The sequence below is a fragment of the Pseudomonas sp. Marseille-QA0892 genome, assembly GCF_054950135.1.
The window spans coordinates 2,406,961-2,422,301 of sequence record NZ_CM143104.1 but is presented as its reverse complement, the minus strand read 5'-3'; the positions used below and the strand labels follow the sequence as shown (position 1 = coordinate 2,422,301).

16 protein-coding genes and 1 pseudogene are annotated in these 15,341 nt (G+C 61.9%); 13 read left to right on the top strand and 4 right to left on the bottom strand.

Features of this window, described 5'->3' with window-relative positions:
• Window positions 1–3 precede the first annotated feature (3 nt).
• The gene (zwf, locus tag ACY8D3_RS11215) at window positions 4–1,467 is read right to left on the bottom strand and encodes a glucose-6-phosphate dehydrogenase (RefSeq protein ID WP_462378858.1); all 1,464 of its coding nucleotides are present in this window, start codon (window positions 1,465–1,467) and stop codon (window positions 4–6) included.
• A 115-nt stretch (window positions 1,468–1,582) separates the two neighbouring features.
• Between zwf and hexR the strand changes: the two genes are divergently transcribed.
• From hexR to ACY8D3_RS11185, 6 genes and pseudogenes are all read left to right on the top strand, one after another.
• Entirely contained in the window at window positions 1,583–2,449 is an 867-nt protein-coding gene (gene hexR / locus ACY8D3_RS11210) for a transcriptional regulator HexR (RefSeq protein WP_462378857.1), read from the top strand.
• Window positions 2,450–2,623: 174 nt separating this feature from the next.
• Entirely contained in the window at window positions 2,624–2,848 is a 225-nt protein-coding gene (locus tag ACY8D3_RS11205; RefSeq protein WP_462378856.1) for a PA3496 family putative envelope integrity protein, read from the top strand.
• 95 nt (window positions 2,849–2,943) lie between these two features.
• Window positions 2,944–3,957, top strand: coding sequence for an Ldh family oxidoreductase (locus tag ACY8D3_RS11200; RefSeq protein WP_462378855.1), 1,014 nt, complete (start codon window positions 2,944–2,946; stop codon window positions 3,955–3,957).
• Between the two features lie 225 nt (window positions 3,958–4,182).
• A pseudogene (locus tag ACY8D3_RS11195) lies at window positions 4,183–4,941 on the top strand (PAS domain-containing protein); the annotation flags it as partial.
• The gene (locus tag ACY8D3_RS11190) at window positions 4,924–5,529 is read left to right on the top strand and encodes a methyl-accepting chemotaxis protein (RefSeq protein WP_462384351.1); all 606 of its coding nucleotides are present in this window, start codon (window positions 4,924–4,926) and stop codon (window positions 5,527–5,529) included. The pseudogene ACY8D3_RS11195 and the gene ACY8D3_RS11190, both read left to right, overlap by 18 nt.
• Window positions 5,530–5,894: 365 nt before the next feature.
• A complete protein-coding gene (locus ACY8D3_RS11185) occupies window positions 5,895–6,626 on the top strand; it encodes a sulfite exporter TauE/SafE family protein (RefSeq protein WP_462378854.1) in 732 nt (243 codons plus the stop codon).
• Here the strand turns inward: ACY8D3_RS11185 and mnmH are convergent, their stop codons facing one another.
• Both mnmH and selD read right to left on the bottom strand, forming a co-directional pair.
• Window positions 6,627–7,730: a tRNA 2-selenouridine(34) synthase MnmH gene (mnmH, locus tag ACY8D3_RS11180; protein ID WP_462378853.1), complete on the bottom strand. Its 1,104-nt coding sequence runs from the start codon at window positions 7,728–7,730 to the stop codon at window positions 6,627–6,629. It abuts the gene before it with no gap.
• The gene (gene selD / locus ACY8D3_RS11175) at window positions 7,730–8,764 is read right to left on the bottom strand and encodes a selenide, water dikinase SelD (protein WP_462378852.1); all 1,035 of its coding nucleotides are present in this window, start codon (window positions 8,762–8,764) and stop codon (window positions 7,730–7,732) included. The genes mnmH and selD overlap by 1 nt, the downstream gene beginning before the upstream one ends.
• 289 nt (window positions 8,765–9,053) lie before the next feature.
• Here selD and ACY8D3_RS11170 point away from each other — a divergent pair, with 289 nt between their 5' ends.
• The 5 genes from ACY8D3_RS11170 to ACY8D3_RS11150 are packed head-to-tail and all read left to right on the top strand — an operon-like array spanning window position 9,054 to window position 13,126.
• Window positions 9,054–9,908 (top strand): putative selenate ABC transporter substrate-binding protein, encoded by an 855-nt coding sequence (locus tag ACY8D3_RS11170; protein ID WP_462378851.1) that lies wholly within the window; start codon window positions 9,054–9,056, stop codon window positions 9,906–9,908.
• Entirely contained in the window at window positions 9,905–10,705 is an 801-nt protein-coding gene (locus ACY8D3_RS11165; protein WP_462378850.1) for a phosphonate ABC transporter ATP-binding protein, read from the top strand. The genes ACY8D3_RS11170 and ACY8D3_RS11165 overlap by 4 nt, the downstream gene beginning before the upstream one ends.
• Complete coding sequence (locus ACY8D3_RS11160; protein WP_462378849.1) at window positions 10,699–11,526, top strand: PhnE/PtxC family ABC transporter permease; 828 nt, start codon at window positions 10,699–10,701, stop codon at window positions 11,524–11,526. The genes ACY8D3_RS11165 and ACY8D3_RS11160 overlap by 7 nt, the downstream gene beginning before the upstream one ends.
• The gene (gene phnE, locus ACY8D3_RS11155; protein WP_462378848.1) at window positions 11,523–12,290 is read left to right on the top strand and encodes a phosphonate ABC transporter, permease protein PhnE; all 768 of its coding nucleotides are present in this window, start codon (window positions 11,523–11,525) and stop codon (window positions 12,288–12,290) included. Before ACY8D3_RS11160 ends, phnE begins: the two co-directional genes overlap by 4 nt.
• Window positions 12,287–13,126: an AraC family transcriptional regulator gene (locus ACY8D3_RS11150; RefSeq protein ID WP_462378847.1), complete on the top strand. Its 840-nt coding sequence runs from the start codon at window positions 12,287–12,289 to the stop codon at window positions 13,124–13,126. Before phnE ends, ACY8D3_RS11150 begins: the two co-directional genes overlap by 4 nt.
• Here ACY8D3_RS11150 and ACY8D3_RS11145 read toward each other — a convergent pair.
• Window positions 13,108–13,695 (bottom strand): LysE family translocator, encoded by a 588-nt coding sequence (locus ACY8D3_RS11145; protein WP_462378846.1) that lies wholly within the window; start codon window positions 13,693–13,695, stop codon window positions 13,108–13,110. The two genes, ACY8D3_RS11150 and ACY8D3_RS11145, sit on opposite strands and share 19 nt — an antisense overlap.
• A gap of 194 nt (window positions 13,696–13,889) precedes the next feature.
• On the opposite strand from ACY8D3_RS11145, the gene yedE reads away from it, so the two are divergent.
• A complete protein-coding gene (yedE, locus tag ACY8D3_RS11140; RefSeq protein ID WP_462378845.1) occupies window positions 13,890–15,128 on the top strand; it encodes a selenium metabolism membrane protein YedE/FdhT in 1,239 nt (412 codons plus the stop codon).
• Window positions 15,085–15,324: a sulfurtransferase-like selenium metabolism protein YedF gene (yedF, locus tag ACY8D3_RS11135; protein WP_462378844.1), complete on the top strand. Its 240-nt coding sequence runs from the start codon at window positions 15,085–15,087 to the stop codon at window positions 15,322–15,324. The genes yedE and yedF overlap by 44 nt, the downstream gene beginning before the upstream one ends.
• The last annotated feature ends 17 nt before the right edge of the window (window positions 15,325–15,341 follow it).

Genomic DNA, 15,341 nt, shown 5'->3' with positions numbered 1-15,341 from the left:
GGTTCAGTCGTGCCAGGCGTGCCCGTTACGCTCCAACAGCAGGTTGGACTGCTCAGGTCCGTTAGTGCCGGCTGGGTAGGAGCGGGGGCGCTTGTAATGGTCCTGCCAGCCCTCGATGATGGGATCCACCCAGCGCCATGCCGCCTCAACTTCGTCGCGACGCATGAACAGTTTCGAATCGCCCTCGATCACGTCCAGTAGCAAGCGCTCGTACGCGTCCCATCGCCGCGTCTTCTGATTGAAGGCGTTCGCCAGGTTCAGATCGAAGTCCACAGGCGCCAGCGACATGCCCTTGCCGGGTTGCTTCGCCATCATCTGCACCGAAATCCGTTCCTCGGGTTGGATGCTGATCAACAGTCGATTGGCATGGCCTTCCGTGCCGAACAGGTGGTGGGGCACCGGCTTGAACTGGATGAGAATCTCTGAAGTCTTTCGGGCCATGCGCTTGCCGGTGCGCAGATAGAACGGGACGCCACTCCATCGCCAGTTGTCGACGTGTGCCTCGATCGCCACGAAGGTTTCCGTGTCGCTGTCATTGTCCACGTTCTTTTCAAAATAGTAGGCGGGGACGTCCTGGCCTCCAACGGTGCCGGCCGCGTACTGGCCACGCACGGTCTTGTCGTAGGTGTCCTGCCCGCTGATTGGCCTCAAGGCTTCCAGCACCTTGAGCTTTTCGTTGCGTACCGCGTCTGCGTCGTAGCGTACCGGCGGTTCCATGGCGACGAGGCAAAGCATCTGGAGCAGGTGGTTCTGGATCATGTCCCGCATGGCACCGGAATGATCGTAATACGCGCCACGCGTTTCCACCCCCAGTGTCTCGTTGACCGTGATCTGAACATGGTCGATGAAGGCTGCGCGCCACGTCGGCTCGAACAGGAGGTTGGCAAAGCGCAGCGCCATGAGGTTCTGGACTGTTTCCTTGCCGAGGTAGTGGTCAATGCGGAAGATGCGCGACTCATCGAATACCTCGCCAATTGCCGCGTTTATCTCCAGCGCGGACTTCAGCGAGTGGCCCAGAGGCTTCTCGAGCACAATGCGCGACTCCGGACCTGCCAGCCCGGCCCGGGCTAGGTTTTGTGCGATGGGCACGAACAGGTCCGGCGCGGTGGCCAGATAGTGAACCATCACCCGGCCCTCGCTGTGGGCAAGGCGCTTTGCGAGGCGATCCACGTCGCCGCTCTGCGACGCATCGATGGACAGATAGTTGAGCCGTGAGACAAAACTGCGCCAGGCCTCGGTGTCCAGCTCCCCGGCGGCGATCTTGGCGTGGCAATGCCGCTCGACTAGCGATTCGAACTCTGCGTCTTCAAGCTTGCGTCGGGCAAGGCAGAAAATGCGTGTGTCAGCGGGCAGCCGCTCTTCACGGTGAAGGTGATACAGGGCAGGCAACAGCTTGTGGAGCGAAAGATCACCGGTGCCCCCAAAGACGAGAATGTCGCATGTCGTAGCGCTTGCGAGTGGCGTCACATTGCCTCCGGACGTTCGATGTTGTCGTTTTCTAGGCCATGCGGCTGTCATGTAGTATAACTACAAGATCGCTACAGGCCCGCTGGCCGATACGTAGCATAGTCGAGCACCCACCGTGAACCTGCTGCAGCACATCGCCCAATCCCGCCACCTCCTGCGTAAATCGGAGCTCAAGGTTGCCGATCACGTCCTCGCTGATGCACCGTCCGTGATGCACAGTTCGATGGCGGATCTGGCTCACGTCGTAGGTGTCAGTGAGCCCACCATTGTGCGTTTTTGCCGTGCCATTGGCTGTGCCGGCTTCCAGGATCTCAAGCTCAAGCTCGCGCAAAGCCTCGCCGCGGGCGCCAGTTTCGGCCAGTTCGCCATTCACGAAGACGACTCGGTTGCAGACTTCAGTCTCAAGATCATCGATACCACGCTGCATACCCTCATGGGCGTCCGTGAAAGCCTGGATGCCCAGGCGCTCGAGAGGGCGATCGGTGTATGTGCTGAAGCAGAGCGGGTTGAGTTTTATGGCTTTGGTGCATCTGGCGCCGTGGCGTCCGATGCACAGCACAAGTTCTTCCGCCTTCTGCTCAATGCGGCTGCTTACTCAGACCCGCACATGCAGGCAATGTCCGCTGTGACACTGAAATCAACCGACGTAGCGGTTTGCATTTCCCAGTCGGGCCGGTCGAAGGATCTGCTCACAACGGCGCATCTCGTACGCGAAGTGGGCGCCAATCTGATTACGCTCTGTCCGAGTCAGACCCCGCTCGCTGATCTCGCCACGGTCAATCTCGCGATCGATGTGCAGGAAGATACCGAGATCTACACGCCGCTCACCTCGCGCATTGCTCATCTGGTAGTGATCGACGTGCTGGCGATGGGCGTGGCAATGGCGCGTGGACCGAACCTCGTCAACCACTTGAAGAGTGTAAAGCGCAGCTTGCGCAGCCTTCGCCTGTCGCCAAAGTCGATCAAAACCATCGACGAGTGACACCGTTGGTGCCTGCTGCATCTGCTGCGCGGCGGGAACTCAGGCGGCTGGGCTGGCCTCGTTACCTGGGATGTAACGCAGCCAGGCGGCCTTCATGGCTTTTTAACGCGGCTGGCATTTTTCTGTCATCAAATCCGCCGATGCTGGAAGTCCAGCTTAGGTGGAGAGCCTTCGATGACAGACCTCATTGCATCCCAGACCCCAGTACGTCCAGAAGATGAACGCAAGGCGCGGCGCAAACTTGAAGATCAGCGTCGCATGCAGTTCCGCCGGGCCATCGAGACCTACGCGGAACAGCGCCGCCTTCAGGCCGAGATGGCTGACTATCCCGACCTGATCGCAGTCGACTATCTGGCTGCCCTCAGCCAGGTTCGCTACGTAGGCCTCACCAGCCGGTGAATTGTGCCGGTATCGGCGCTCCGCCGGTACGAAGCGTTCACGTCCTCCGCGCGGAATAGCGCTATGGTATCGCCATGACCGCTACGGAGGACGCCATGGCCCATCTCTCGCTTGCCGAGGCATACGCGCTCGCGCACGACATTCTCACCGCAAACGGCTTTACGGAGCCACATGCCGAAGCCATTGCGGCAACGGTTGTGGCGGGCCAGCGAGACGGTTGTGCATCGCATGGGCTTTATCGCCTGCTGGGCTGCGTGGCGACACTCAAGGCGGGAAAGGTGTCGCCCGACGCCACGCCTCGTGTAGTCGACCAAGCCCCGTCGATTGTGCGTGTCGATGCCGGCGGGGCGTTCTCGCAACTGAGCTTCCAAGCCGGGCTCCCACTGGCCATCGAAAAGGCGCGTGCCAATGGGCTCGCGGCGCTTGCGATCAACCATTGCGTCCACTTTTCGGCCCTGTGGATCGAGATCGAACAGATCACCGAGGCTGGACTTGTCGCCATCGCCTGCAACCCCACGCAGGCTTATGTCGCACCCGCCGGTGGGAACCGGCCGCTATTCGGGACCAACCCGATTGCCTTCGGCTGGCCACGGTCCGGAACCCAACCCTTCGTGTTCGATTTCGCAACCAGCGCCATCGCTCGGGGCGACGTGGAATTGCATCGACGTGAAGGCAAGGCGATCCCGGAATGCTGGGGTGTCGACGCTAACGGGCAGGTGAGCACCGATCCCGCTGTCGTGCTGGATCAGGGCGCTATGCTGACATTCGGTGGCCACAAGGGCTCGGCGCTCTCCGCAATGATCGAATTGATCGCCGGCCCGCTCATTGGCGACCTCACAAGCGCAGAGTCTTCCGTCCACGATGCCGGAGCGGGGGCGCTGCCGTATCACGGCGAATTGATCCTTCTGCTGGATCCCAAACGGTTCCTGGGCGCGGACGAGGACGCTCACCTACGACGCTCGGAAGCCTTGTTCGAAGCCATGCAGACGCAAGGCGCGCGCCTACCTTCACAGCGCCGCTACGAGGCCCGTAAGAGGAGCCTGGCCAGTGGGCTGGTTGCCTTGCCGGACGCGCTGCTTGCGGACTTGACGGCTCTGCTTCCTAGCTGACGCCCTGCGACTCGATACGTGAGGCGACAAGAACGCCGTTCTGTGATCAGCATAGGCCGGGCTCCACTCAACCGACGTGTTGGTCTGCTGGGTGAAATTTATCGAACGTTGGGCCTGGCACCGGTCGATGCACCTTCCGAAGTTTGTTGCGGATGTCACAAACGATATGCGGCACCCTATAAACACGTTGTTCTTTAAAGCGCACGCAGTGTTCGCCGATACAGCATGTATTCCCGCTACCTGTCTCGTGAGGCAGTCATGTTCAACGCGCGCTACAAATCCCTCATCGCCGGCCTGGAGGCCGAGCAGGCCGCCAAACAGGCGCTTTTCGCCTCTCTCGAACGCTCCATGGCGGTGATTGAATTTGACCCCTCCGGGCAGGTAGTTCGGGCGAACGAAAACTTCCTGCGTGTGTTCGGCATGCGTGCGGACGAGGCGGTTGGCGCGCATCATCGTCGCTTCTGCACGCCCGCGATGGTGCAGAGCCGGGAGTACGCTGAGTTCTGGGCACGCCTTGGTCGAGGGGAGTTCATTTCGGGCACGTTCTCACGCGTGGATGCGCGTGGCCGCACGGTGTGGTTGCAGGCGACCTATAACCCGGTATTCGACACGGCCGGTCGTGTCGATAGGATCGTGAAGTACGCGCTCGATGTGACGGCGCAAATTGAACAATGCAGCGAAGCCAGCAGCCGGCTCGAGGCACTGGACCGCGCCATGGCGACCATCGAATTCGATCTTTCCGGACGCATCCTTACGGCTAATCCGAATTTTCTGGCCACGGTCGGCTATAGCCTGAACGAAGTGGTTGGCCAGCATCACCAGCTTTTTTGCGAACCGAGTCTGGTGAATAGCAGCGAGTACAGTGACTTCTGGCGGCGGCTCAATGCGGGAGAGTTCTTCCGCGGGCACTTCAAGCGTCTGGGCAAACATGGACGTGTCGTCTGGCTCGAGGCGAGCTACAACCCAGTGTTCGATGCGACCGGCCGGCTTCACAAGATTGTTAAATACGCGAGTGACATCACCGAGCGCGTGGAGAAGCAAGAGAGTGATGCGCGTAGCGCGTCGCGGGCGTACCACATTTCGGTCGAAACCAAGCGGGTCGCGGAGCAGGGCACCCAGATCATCCAAGCCGCAACAAGCGAGATGCGAGAAATTGCAAGCAACGTGGACGGCTCGGCCAAGATCATTGGCCAGCTCGGAAAACGTTCGGAGCAAATCACTGCCATCGTCAACACCATCAGCGGTATCGCGGCGCAAACCAACCTGCTTGCGCTCAATGCTGCGATCGAAGCGGCTCGGGCGGGGGATCAGGGGCGTGGGTTCGCCGTCGTCGCGGATGAGGTTCGTCAACTTGCTGCGCGTACCAGTACCGCGACTTCGGAGATCGCCGATATGATTGGCAAGATCCTCAGCGAGACCCAGGATGCTGTATCGAGCATGGACAGCACGCATCATCGTGCCGCAAAGGGCGTCGAACTCGCGGACGAGGCTGGCGAGGTGATCGTGAGGATCCGTGATGGTGCGAGCGAGGCAGTGGAGGCCGTGAGCATGTTTGCAAATCGGATGGATTGACGGAAGGATCGGCAATGGCCTGGCCGACCTACAAGACCGTGCACGTACCGCCAGACGCACGCTTGGCCAGTGGATACCGTAAACGGCACTGTGCCTCTGTTTGCCCTGTCGCCGCGGGATCGTGACGAGATCCTGTGGCAGTGGTACGGTACGGATCCAATCGCATCACTGGGCCTCGTACGAAGAGTGCCAGCGCTCGGTAAAGTTGTGTTGAATCCTTCCCAGAGAGCCCATCTACGCTACGTTAACTCCGCCGCTCCAAGGGCGGCGCATTGCCTGACCTTTGCTCGGCGATTTTTCGTACAAAGCCCGCAGTGGGTTAGTCCGCCGCCGTACCGTGGTTATACAAGGACCTCTGGCTCTCCATGACCGTTGCCTTTGCGCTGTTCGTCTTTCTGATTGCGGGTATCGTCAAAGGCGTGGTTGGCATGGGGTTGCCTACGATAGCGATTGGCTTGCTCGCCGTCGTCATGGCACCTGTCGAAGCGTCGGCCCTGTTGCTGATTCCGTCGATGGTCACCAACCTCTGGCAGCTGTTTGCAGGGCCGTCGCCGTGGGCACTCTGCCGTCGACTGTGGCCAATGATGGCGGCGCTCTTTCTCGGCACGCTTTTCACGAGCCAGTGGCTGGTCGACTCCGCCAGTGGGTGGATTCCAGCCGCGCTCGGCATCATCCTGATCCTGTATGGCCTGCTTGGGCTGTTTTCGGTGCGATTCACCGTGGCCCGCGGCGCCGAGCCGGTGCTTTCGCCCCTGATCGGTTTCATTACCGGGCTGGTAACGGGGCTGACGGGCGTGTTTGCAATACCGGCAGTCCCCTATCTGCAAGCGCTGGGACTTCAGAAGGAAGATCTCATCCAGTCGCTGGGGCTTTCCTTCACTGTGGCGACCGTCGCGCTCGGCTGCGGCATCTGGCTGCACGGCGGGATGCAACAGCTGGATCCGGTGCTGTCCTGCGTGATGCTGGTGCCGGCGGTATTGGGGATGTGGCTGGGGCAGTGGGTACGGCTCAAGCTGAGTGAGCTCTGGTTCAAGCGGGTATTTTTTCTGGGGCTGATTGCGCTCGGGCTGCATTCGCTGGCCCGAGCGCTCACTTGATCAGCGGCGCTGCGCGAAGCGCTCGGTAAGGTACTGCACGACGGCGTCCTGTTCCCCGGCAAACTCGATACGGTCGGCCTTGCTCTCACGCTGGAAGGCATACATCGGATCGTAGTATTCGCTCAGCAAGCCGGCGATCCACACTCGGTGCAGATCGGTCGAACCGCTGCGCGCCTGCTCGTCCAGCGCGGCCTTCATTGCAGCGGACAGGCGTTGATGACGCTCACCGCCGAGCCGCTTGTAGATGTTATCCAGGCTTTGCAGCATGCGCTCGCTGAAGCGTGCAAACCCGTCCGCGCCATGCAGCGCTTCGAACTCCGCGTACAGGTCGACGACATAGTCGCGGAGGATGCGCTCCACGCGGCCCTCCAACGAATCCTCCAGCCAGACGATCGGGAACTGCTGCATGCCCTTGTGCAGGGAAAGCGGCAGGGCGCACGCGCCGATCAGGCGACTTTCATCCTCGACGACGAACTGCTCCACCCCAGCGTGGCGGCGCTTGAGGATGTCGATCGCAAGGTTGTTTTCGAAGTCGACTTGCCCCGGCTGGGGGAGGGCGCGTTTGCCGAAGCTCGAGCCCCGGTGGTTCGCATGCTGTTCGAGATCGACGGCGTTTGGCACCCGCGCGAGTACGTCAGTCTTGCCGGTGCCGGTCATCCCACCGACGATGACGAAACCGCATTCGGCCACGGCTGCGTCCAACGTGTCCATGAGAAAGGTCCGCATGGCCTTGTAGCCGCCCACGACCCGAGGGTAAGCGATACCGGCCTCGGTCCTCAGCCATTGCTGCGCGATCTGCGAGCGAAGGCCGCCCCGGAAGCAATACATGTAGCCGTCCGGGTTTGCCTTCGCGAACGCGGCCCAGGCTTCGATCCTGTCCGCCTTGATCTTGCCGCTGACGAGCTGATGGCCCAGCTCTATCGCTGCCTGTTGCCCGCGCAGCTTGTAGCAGGTCCCGATCTTCTGGCGTTCCACATCATTCATCAGCGGGAGGTTGAGCGTGTGCGGGAACGCGCCCTTCTTGTATTCGACCGGCGCCCGGGTATCGATCATGGGCCGGTCGTTCAGAAACAGATCGCGGTAGGTGGCGGTGTCCGGACGCATCAACGCACCTCGACCGCGTAGGTCTGTCGCTCGACGATGCGTCCGATGGACGAGAGCTCCAGGCCAAATTCACGCGCGGCGGCCAGGAAGGCGTCACGGCCCTCGGGCGTGACCGCGACCAGAAGCCCGCCGCTGGTTTGCGGGTCACAGAGCAACAGGCGCTTCGCCTCGTCGAGTGGAGCGATACGCTCGCCATAGCTTTCGAAGTTGCGCAGCGTGCCGCCCGGCGCGCAGCCTTCCGTCAGGTAATGATCGATACCTGGCAGGCGCGGCACGCTGTCGTAGTTCAGCTGGGCGGTCAGCCCGGCACCGTCGGCCATTTCCACCAGATGGCCGAGCAGGCCGAAGCCGGTGACGTCGGTCATTGCCATGACACCATCGAGCTTGCCGAACCGAGCGCCGGGTTTGTTCAGCGTGCACATCCAGTCACGCGCCACGCCGACATCTTCGGCACGGAGCTTCGACTTCTTTTCAGCTGTGGTGAGGATGCCAATACCCAGCGGCTTGGTGAGAAACAGCTCGCAGCCCACGGTTGCAGTGTCATTGCGCTTCATGGCGGCTTTGTCGACTACACCGGTCACCGCCAGGCCGAAGATCGGCTCCGGTGCGTCGATGGAGTGACCGCCGGCCAACGGTATTCCCGCTTCGTCACAGACCGCTCGACCGCCCCGTATGACTTCGCGCGCGACCTCGGGGGGAAGAATGTTCACGGGCCAGCCGAGAATCGCGATGGCCATCAACGGGTCTCCGCCCATGGCGTAGATGTCGCTGATGGCATTCGTCGCGGCGATACGTCCGAAGTCGAATGGATCATCGACGATCGGCATGAAGAAGTCGGTGGTTGAGACCACGCCGCGGGTGTCGTCCAGCGCATATACGGCAGCGTCGTCGCGAGAGGCGTTGCCGACCCAGAGGCGCGGGTCCAGATTCTGCGCGCCGCTCCCCGCCAGGATGGTATCCAGTACCTTCGGGGAGATCTTGCAGCCGCATCCTGCACCGTGGCTGTACTGGGTCAGGCGAATCGGATCAGTCATGGGAACCTCGCGAATGGCAGATACGTAAATTCTAGGGGTATTTGGCACGCCTGGGCGAATCCTGTGAGCGGGGCAGAGGTGTCGCGTATGTGCAGACTCCTCGGTGCGATTGTGAAATGCACCTTGCCGCTGCGCCCCCCATGCGCGCGCCCACTACAGCCCGGCCTTGCAACACGGCGCTCGCAAGGCTGGCGGGTGGGCCCTATACTTTGCGCCGCTCTTTACCACTGCCGTGCGAAGCATCCTTGCTTCCTTACACGCTTTTTCCGCTATTGAACCGGAGAACTCCATGTTTAAACGCACCCTGGCATTCGCTGCCGGCCTTGCTCTGTCCGTTTCTGCCGTTGTTGCCAACGCAGCCGATGTCCTGCGTGTCAGCGCTATTCCCGATGAGGCGCCGACCGAACTCTTGCGCAAGTTCAAGCCGCTCGGGGCGTACCTGGAGAAAGCGTTGGGAATGAAGGTGGAGTTCGTCCCAGTCGCCGACTATCCGGCGGTAGTCGAAGCACTGGCTACGGATCGTCTCGACATGGCCTGGCTGGGTGGTTTCACCTTTGTGCAGGTCAATCTGCGCACCAACGGCAGTGCGGTCCCGCTGGTCCAGCGTGAGCAGGATGCTCAGTTCACCAGCAAGTTCATCACCTCCGATCCTGACGTCAAATCCGTGCAGGATCTCAAGGGCAAGACCTTCGCCTTCGGCTCCGTGTCCTCGACATCCGGCAGCCTGATGCCGCGCTACTTCATGCTGCAGGACGGCATCAAGCCGGAAGACTTCTTCAGCCGCGTTGCCTACTCGGGTGCTCACGACGCGACCGCGGCCTGGGTTCAGGCTGGCAAGGTCGACGCGGGTGTGCTCAACGCGAGTGTCTGGCAGAAGCTGGTCGATAGCGGCAAGGTCGACACGAACAAGGTCAAGGTCTTCGCTACCACGCCGACCTATTTCGACTACAACTGGACCGTGCGCGGCACGCTCGATCCGCAGATCGCCGAGAAGATCAAGAAAGCCTTCCTGGCACTCGATCCTTCCAAGCCGGAAGACAAGGCCATCCTGGACCTCCAGGCCGCCAGCCGCTTCATCGAGACGGATCCAAGCAACTACAAGGGCATCGAAGAAGCCGCGCGTGCTGCCGATCTGTTGAAATGACACTGACGCTGCACAAGGCCAGCCTGTGTCACGGCAAGACGGTGAAGGCGCTGCATGAAATCGACCTCTCGGTCTCGGCCGGTGAGCGCGTTGCGCTGATCGGCCCGTCGGGGGCGGGCAAGTCCAGCCTGCTGAACCTCGTGGCCAGCGCGCTCGAGCCCAGTTCCGGCACGGTACATATTCTGGGCGAGGACCCCTGGAGCATCAGCAGCGGTCGTCGTCAGGCCCTGCGGGCGCGCATCGGGCTCGTCCATCAGTCCCCACCCATTCCACCCCGTCAGCGGGTCGTGACCGCTGTTTCGGCCGGGCGACTGGGGCAATGGGGCCTGGCGCGAGCGCTACTCAACCTGCTCCATCCCCTGGATGCGAATGGCGCACGCGATGCGCTCGCCGAGCTGGACCTGGGCGACAAACTGTTCGCGCAATGTGGCCAGCTCTCTGGCGGCCAGCTTCAGCGTGTGGGGATTGCGCGCGTGCTGTACCAGCGTCCGGATCTCCTGCTGGCAGACGAGCCGGTTTCCGCGATGGACCCGGTACTCGCCGATCACACACTGGCGGTTCTTTGCCGACATGCAGAGCGCCTGAACCTGACCTTCGTCGCAAGCCTGCATAACGTCGAGCTGGCTTTGAGTCATTTTCCCCGGGTCGTCGGCCTGCGCGGCGGTACGGTTCTTTTCGACTGCGCGGCAGCTGAAGTCACCGAAGGGCGCCTGAAGGCGCTTTATGCCAACGAGCATCTGTCGACAATGCAGTCGCTCGAGCCGATGGCCGCACCGGTACATATACCCAGATGCTAGCGGCTGATTCGCGTGACCCAGCGGCACTGCCGCGGCTCTTGCTGACGCTATTGGCCGTTGCGTTGCTCTGGCCCGGCATCGGGCTGGCGGAGCTGGATCTGTCTGTGCTCTGGCACGGCGACAGCGCCCGGGACATGGGCAATTTCCTGTCTGGCTTCTGGCCGCTTGCAACGGACGCTGACTTCCTTGCGTTGCTGTGGGACGCGACGCTGCAGACCCTGGCGATTGCGACGGCGGGTATGTCTATCGCTCTGGTCATCGCCGTCCCGGCCGCTCTTCTCGCGAGTCGCGCGCTTTCCCTGTCCGGCGCGAGCCGTAACGGGCGACCGCGGCCTGTGGCGGCTGCGTTTCGCTGGCCCGTTCGCGGTCTTCTGATCTTTCTACGCAGCGTTCCGGAGATTGTCTGGGCCTTGTTGTTCGTTCGCGCTGTTGGCCTTGGCCCCACGGCAGGTGTTCTGGCGATCGGTATCACCTATGCCGGCATGCTGGGCAAGGTCTACGCCGAAATCTTCGAATCGGTGGACCAGCGCCCGGCGCATGCGCTGATGCGTGCGGGTAGCGGCCGGCTTGCCGCGTTCGCTTACGGCATCCTGCCCAATTCTGCGGCCGAGCTTCTGTCCTACACGGTCTATCGCTGGGAATGCGCGGTGCGTGCTTCAGTGGTGATGGGGTTTGTCGGGGCGGGCGGTTTGGGACAGCAGATAGATCTTTCGCTGCGCATGTTTGCCGGTGGAGAGGTGGCAAGCATGCTGCTTACGTTCCTCTTGCTCGTTCTGCTGGCGGATGGCTTGAGTCGGTTGTTGAGGGGGCGGCTGCAATGAAGCGCGCAATCAACCTGTCGATCGTTGCCGCTATCGCCTTGGCCGTCGTGGCCTCGTTCCGCTACCTGGGTGTCGATCTGTTCCGTGTGCTTGGCGGCGACAACCTTCATCAGATGGCGGGCTATGCCGAGCGCTTTCTTCGCCCGGACTTCAGTGCTGGGCATTTGCGTGCCATCGCCTGGGGCGCCCTCGAGACGCTGGCGATGTCAGCACTGGGCACATTGCTCGCAGCAGTGCTGGGGCTCGTCTTTGCATTGCCTGCCGCAGGTCGTTTCGGCTGGCCGTTGGCAGGCCTGGCCCGGCTGATACTCAATGCGCTTCGCGCTATCCCGGAGCTGGTCTGGGCCGCGCTCATGGTGCTCGCGGCGGGCCTTGGGCCAAACGCCGGTACCCTGGCGCTCGCGTTGCACACCGCGGGCGTGCTCGGCCGGCTCTTCGGTGAGGCGCTGGAGAATACGCCCACCGCACCGGCCGAAGCCATTCGGCTGGAAGGTGGCAGCCAGGTCGCCGCTTTCTGCTACGGCACGCTGCCCAACCTTTGGCCGCAGATGCTGGCCTATATGCTTTACCGCTGGGAAAACAACATCCGAATGGCCACGATTCTCGGATTCGTCGGGGCCGGTGGGCTGGGGCAGATGCTGTACGTCAGCCTGAGCCTGTTCCAGGAAGCCCAGGCCAGTACGGTCATTCTTGCCATGCTGGCGCTGGTCTTCGTGGTCGACGCGTTGAGCGTATGGATGCGTCAACGGTGGGTGCGCGCGTGAGGCCGCCCGCCGTTGCACATCGCTTCTGGCGCGTGGACGGCATGCCGCATCTGGAAGTGCGCGATGTGCTCGACGGTCGGCAGGTCTGCTACGCCAAGCATGCGCACGAGACGTTCTCCTTCGGTGTCGTGACCGGCGGGACAAGCAGCTACCTCAATGAAAAGCAGCGGTGCGTGATTGATGAGGGCACCGTCGTGCTGATGAATCCGGGTGACGTACATGCGTGTAATCCCGAGCGGGATGCGGCGTGGTCATATCGCATGTTCTATCTCGACACGGCTTGGCTGCAGCAACAGCAAATCGACCTGGGTGTTGCCCGCGGAGATCAATACAGGCGGTTCGAGGCGATACTGACGCATGATCCCGTGATTCGAACGCACATAAATGCGCTGTTCGATGCGATGACGGCGCAGCAGGCCGATACATTCACCTGTGAGCATCACCTGGCGGTGCTATGTGAAACGCTGCACGAGCGTCTCGGTGTCGGAAAGGGGCAGGGGAGGCGACGCGGCCCGGCTCCCTATGGTGTGCAGCGCGTGGCGCGTCAGCTGGAAGAGGCGGGCACTGCGATCTCACTCGAGACGCTCGCACATGACGCCGGCATGTCGGCCTCTCAACTCATCCGCCAATTCAAACAGCACTTCGGGATGACGCCGCATGCCTACCTCCTCAACAGTCGGGTGCAGTACGCCCAGCGGCAATTGAGACGTGGCGCACCGTTGGCGCAGGTTGCGGTTGACGCCGGTTTTGCCGATCAGGCGCATTTCCAGCGGACCTTCAAGCAGCATCTGGCGGCGACACCTGGCCAGTACCGCGCTCATGTAACGAGCAGGTAAGCGGCGCTCGCCGCAAGCAACGCCGACATGCTTCGGTTGAAGACGCGCATGCGCCGTGCGTTGTGAAGATATTGCCTGAGACAGCCCCCGGCCCATGCCCAGCTACCGACTGACATGAAGCAGATCAACAGATAGATGATCGCAAACAGCGTTATGGTCCACCTGTTGCCATCCGCCGCGAAGGCGCCCATTCCGGCGAACGAGGCGAGCCATGCCTTGGGGTTGAGCCATTGCATCAGGGCGCCAGACAGCATCGACGGTGGCTGAGCTTTAGCGGTTTCGTTCACCCGGCCATCGTCACGCCAGAGCAGTACGGCGAGATACAGCAGGTAGACGATCCCGGCCAGCCGTATACCGACCAGCAGCGATGGCCAGCGCTGAAGTAATTCCTGTAGGCCTCCGCCGATGGCGACCAGCAGCAGTGTGAAGCCAGCCGCTGCGCCGAACGCATGGGCAAGGCTTGGACGTAGTCCGAAGCGAGCCCCGCTGCTCATGGCCATGAGATTGACCGGGCCGGGCGTAATCGATGTGACGAGCGCAAACGCCGCCATGGAAACCAGAACGGACATGGTGAGCCTCTTGTTAACAGGGTGCTCAAGCGTGCCGGGATCACGTTCGATCGTATTGAAGAAAATCAGCATCCAAGCCAGTACCGTTCGACGCGAGGTACCTTCCGTTGCGCCGTGGCAACAACTCGGTCGCGCGGACGGGCTAGACTGCCCGATGGGGCGTCGTTTGCAGGCGCCAAATCAGGGAGCTTCACATGTCTGTTCTGTCCGAATTCCGGGAGCGCTATCTCGTGCGCTTCTGGTCGCCGATACCGGCGTTCGTCGCGCTGGGCGTTGCCTCGGCTTACTACTTCGCTATCACCGGAACCTTCTGGGCCGTCACGGGCGAGTTCACTCGCTGGGGTGGGCACGCGCTGGCCTGGTTCGGCTACCAGCCTCAGGAATGGAGCTACTTCAAGCTCATCGGCCTGCAGGGTACGCCGCTCGACCGCATCGACGGTGTGATGATCGTCGGGATGCTGCTGGGCGCGTTGTGTACTGCGCTATGGGCAAACAACGTCAGCCTGCGTTGGCCTACCAGCCGCCGCCGGCTGGTGCAGGGGTTGGTGGGCGGCATCATCGCCGGCTTCGGCGCGCGCCTTGCCATGGGCTGTAACCTGGCTGCCTTTTTCACGGGTATCCCGATGTTCTCGTTGCATGCCTGGGCCTTCATGCTGGCGACGGTGGGGGGCGCCTGGGTCGGTGTAAAAATCTGCCTGCTGCCGTTTTTACGGATACCGTTGAAAGTGGGTGCGCAGGCAAGTTCGCTATTCAGCGATCCGGACGCGCTCCAGCGGCGCGCGTCGCTGCAGGCGCGGATCGGTCTGGGGGTTGCGCTGGTTACCGTCGTATTCGCGGCGTGGCGCTTCAACGTATCAGTGGCGCTCGGCATGGCTGTTTTGTTCGGTGTCGTTTTCGGTGGGCTGATCGAGCGCGCGCAGATCTGCTTCACCAGCGCCGCGCGCGACCTCTGGACGACGGGCCGCTCGCGCGCCGCCTACGGCATCCTGCTGGGCATGGCGGTCGCCTGCGTCGGTACGTTCGGCGCGATCAGCCTGGGTGCGAGCCCAAAGATATTCTGGATGGGGCCCAACGCGATCATCGGCGGTTTGCTGTTCGGTATCGGCATTGTAGTCGCCGGTGGGTGCGAGACGGGCTGGATGTACCGCGCGATGGAGGGCCAGGTTCATTTCTGGGTCGTCGGCGTGGGTAATGTCATAGGCGGTACGCTCGTCGCGGTCTACTGGGATGAGCTCGGCACCTCGCTCGCTCTACCTTATCCGCGCGTGAACCTGCTCGAGACCTTCACGCCAGCGTCTGGCCTGATGCTGACCTTCGCCGGGCTTGCGATTGCCATGCTGCTCGTTCACCTCAATGCACGTCGTTTCACTTCAAAAAGGAATTCGTCTGATGACTCAGCCCAAACCCGACCTGTCGCTGGACTTGCGCGGTGAGCACTGCCCTTACAACGCTATCGCTACGCTTGAAACCCTCGACACGATGAAGCCGGGTCAGGTTCTGGAGGTCGTCACGGATTGCTCGCAGTCCGTGCATGGCATTCCGGAGGACACCAAGGCGAAGGGTTACAACTGCCTGGCCGTCGAGCAACACGGTCCGTTGTTTCGCTTCGTGATCGAAATTCCTCGCTGAGTGCAGTGCAAACGAAA

Excerpts from the sequence above, each read along its gene's own strand:
- ACY8D3_RS11205 (WP_462378856.1), top strand. The coding sequence starts at position 2,624 with ATGACAGACCTCATTGCATCCCAGACCCCAGTACGTCCAGAAGATGAA.
- ACY8D3_RS11200 (WP_462378855.1), top strand. The coding sequence starts at position 2,944 with ATGGCCCATCTCTCGCTTGCCGAGGCATACGCGCTCGCGCACGACATT.
- ACY8D3_RS11185 (WP_462378854.1), top strand. The coding sequence starts at position 5,895 with ATGACCGTTGCCTTTGCGCTGTTCGTCTTTCTGATTGCGGGTATCGTC.
- mnmH (WP_462378853.1), bottom strand. The coding sequence starts at position 7,730 with ATGCGTCCGGACACCGCCACCTACCGCGATCTGTTTCTGAACGACCGG.
- selD (WP_462378852.1), bottom strand. The coding sequence starts at position 8,764 with ATGACTGATCCGATTCGCCTGACCCAGTACAGCCACGGTGCAGGATGC.
- ACY8D3_RS11170 (WP_462378851.1), top strand. The coding sequence starts at position 9,054 with ATGTTTAAACGCACCCTGGCATTCGCTGCCGGCCTTGCTCTGTCCGTT.
- ACY8D3_RS11165 (WP_462378850.1), top strand. The coding sequence starts at position 9,905 with ATGACACTGACGCTGCACAAGGCCAGCCTGTGTCACGGCAAGACGGTG.
- ACY8D3_RS11160 (WP_462378849.1), top strand. The coding sequence starts at position 10,699 with ATGCTAGCGGCTGATTCGCGTGACCCAGCGGCACTGCCGCGGCTCTTG.
- phnE (WP_462378848.1), top strand. The coding sequence starts at position 11,523 with ATGAAGCGCGCAATCAACCTGTCGATCGTTGCCGCTATCGCCTTGGCC.
- ACY8D3_RS11145 (WP_462378846.1), bottom strand. The coding sequence starts at position 13,695 with ATGTCCGTTCTGGTTTCCATGGCGGCGTTTGCGCTCGTCACATCGATT.
- yedE (WP_462378845.1), top strand. The coding sequence starts at position 13,890 with ATGTCTGTTCTGTCCGAATTCCGGGAGCGCTATCTCGTGCGCTTCTGG.
- yedF (WP_462378844.1), top strand. The coding sequence starts at position 15,085 with ATGACTCAGCCCAAACCCGACCTGTCGCTGGACTTGCGCGGTGAGCAC.